The sequence below is a fragment of the Oleiphilus sp. HI0067 genome (genome assembly GCF_001635735.1).
On the sequence record NZ_LWFI01001274.1, the window covers coordinates 1 to 1,776 of the forward strand.

2 protein-coding genes are annotated in these 1,776 nt (G+C 47.9%); both read right to left on the minus strand.

Annotated elements, in window-relative coordinates:
- On the minus strand, positions 1-899 hold an 899-nt coding region (locus A3739_RS19580), incomplete at its 3' end, for a urate hydroxylase PuuD (RefSeq protein ID WP_068502520.1).
- A gap of 12 nt (positions 900-911) precedes the next feature.
- The coding region (gene guaD, locus A3739_RS19585; protein WP_068502522.1) for a guanine deaminase at positions 912-1,776 on the minus strand (865 nt) is incomplete at its 5' end.

A 1,776-nucleotide genomic window follows, 5' to 3' on the forward strand; every position in this document is an offset into this window, starting at 1 on the left:
TGCGCCATAACGCCAGCAAGTGCTACAAGCATGACCGCTGCAATCACTAGGATCACAGGCTTGAACTCGCCACGGTGACGCAAGTTAAAGAAGTGACGTGCGAAACCAGTGATAAAGATTATTGCTGCCAATACTGCCCAGCCGTACTCGTGCGAGTAAGTCATTGGGTAGTGGTTGCTGATCATGATGAAGATCAACGGTAGCGTTAAGTAGTTGTTGTGCGTGGAACGCAACTTCGCAAATGCACCGTACTTAGGATCAGGCGCTTCACCACGTTGTACCGCTTCAACAAGCGCACGCTGTGAAGGCATGATGCCGAAGAATACGTTACCCGCCATGATAGAACCGATCAGCGCACCTACGTGGATGTATGCACCACGATCTGAGAATAGTTGGTCTGCAACCCAAGCCGAGAAAGCTAGGAAGGCAAATAGTACAAGACCAAACGCACCGTCTTTATAACGAAGAGGCGTTTTAACAAGAATCTCGTAAACTGCAAAACCGATAGCGATGAAGCTCATACCAAGGCCAATTGCTTCCCACTGGCTAAGTTCAAGCTTGCTGTTGTCGATTAAGAAGCTCTCTGCACCAACGTAGTATACAATCCATAGCATCACCATACCGGTTAACCATGTTGTATAGGCTTCCCACTTGAACCAGTGAAGGTTCCTAGGCATCGCTTCTGGCCCAAGCTTGTACTTGGCAACTTCATAGAAACCACCACCGTGGATTGCCCAAAGGTCACCACCGATGCCTTTGTCTTTTTTCCACTGCGGCGGATTTTCAAGGCTGTTATCAAGCCATACGAAATAGAACGACGCGCCAATCCACGCGACACCCGCGATGACATGGAACCATCGGAAGAATAGGTTTAACCACTCTAGGAAATAAGCTTCCATTGTAAATATCCCTTATTGTTTCTCGTGGGCAAGTTCGCCCGCGACATAAGTTGCTTTAACTGAGCGGTCGTCGCCCAAAATGATCATTGCGAACAGCTTCTCGAAGAGTGTTTTACACTTCGACTGCTTCAAACTCATCAATGGTGTTGAATCGTAATCAAGTACCGCAAAGTCAGCTTCGCGATCTGCCTGGAATGAACCAATCTTGTCGTCTAGTTGAAGTGATTTTGCGTTGCCTAAGGTCGCCAAGTACAAGCTCTTAAGTGGGCTTAATTTTTGACCTTGTAGCTGACAGATTTTGTAAGCTTCGTTCAAAGTTTGAAGCATAGAGAAGCTTGTGCCACCACCAACATCTGTTGCAACGGAGTAGCTCACTTTCTCTTTTTCAAGCTTTTCTACATCTAGCAAGCCACTACCTAGGAATAGGTTAGAAGTGGGGCAGAAGCTCACGCTTGCGCCTGTTTCGCGAAGACGTTCGTGCTCGCGAGGCTCAAGGTGAATACCATGAGCAAACACTGAGCGAGGGCCTAGCAAACCGTACTGGTCGTAAACGTCTAAATAGTCTTTGGTTTCAGGGAAAAGCTCACGAACGAAAGCGACTTCGTCTTTGTTTTCACTGATGTGTGTTTGCATGAACGTGGTTGGGTGCTCTGCCATTAACTGGCCAGCTTTTTCCAATTGCTCATGCGTAGAGGTGATCGCAAAACGCGGTGTGATCGCGTAAAGCTGACGGCCTTTCTCGTGCCATGCTTCGATCAACTCTTTGCTGTCTTGGTAAGAGCTTTCTGGTGTGTCGGTGAGGAACTCTGGCGCGTTGCGATCCATCATTACCTTACCGCAGATCATACGCGTATTGCGTTGCTCTGATGCTTCAAAG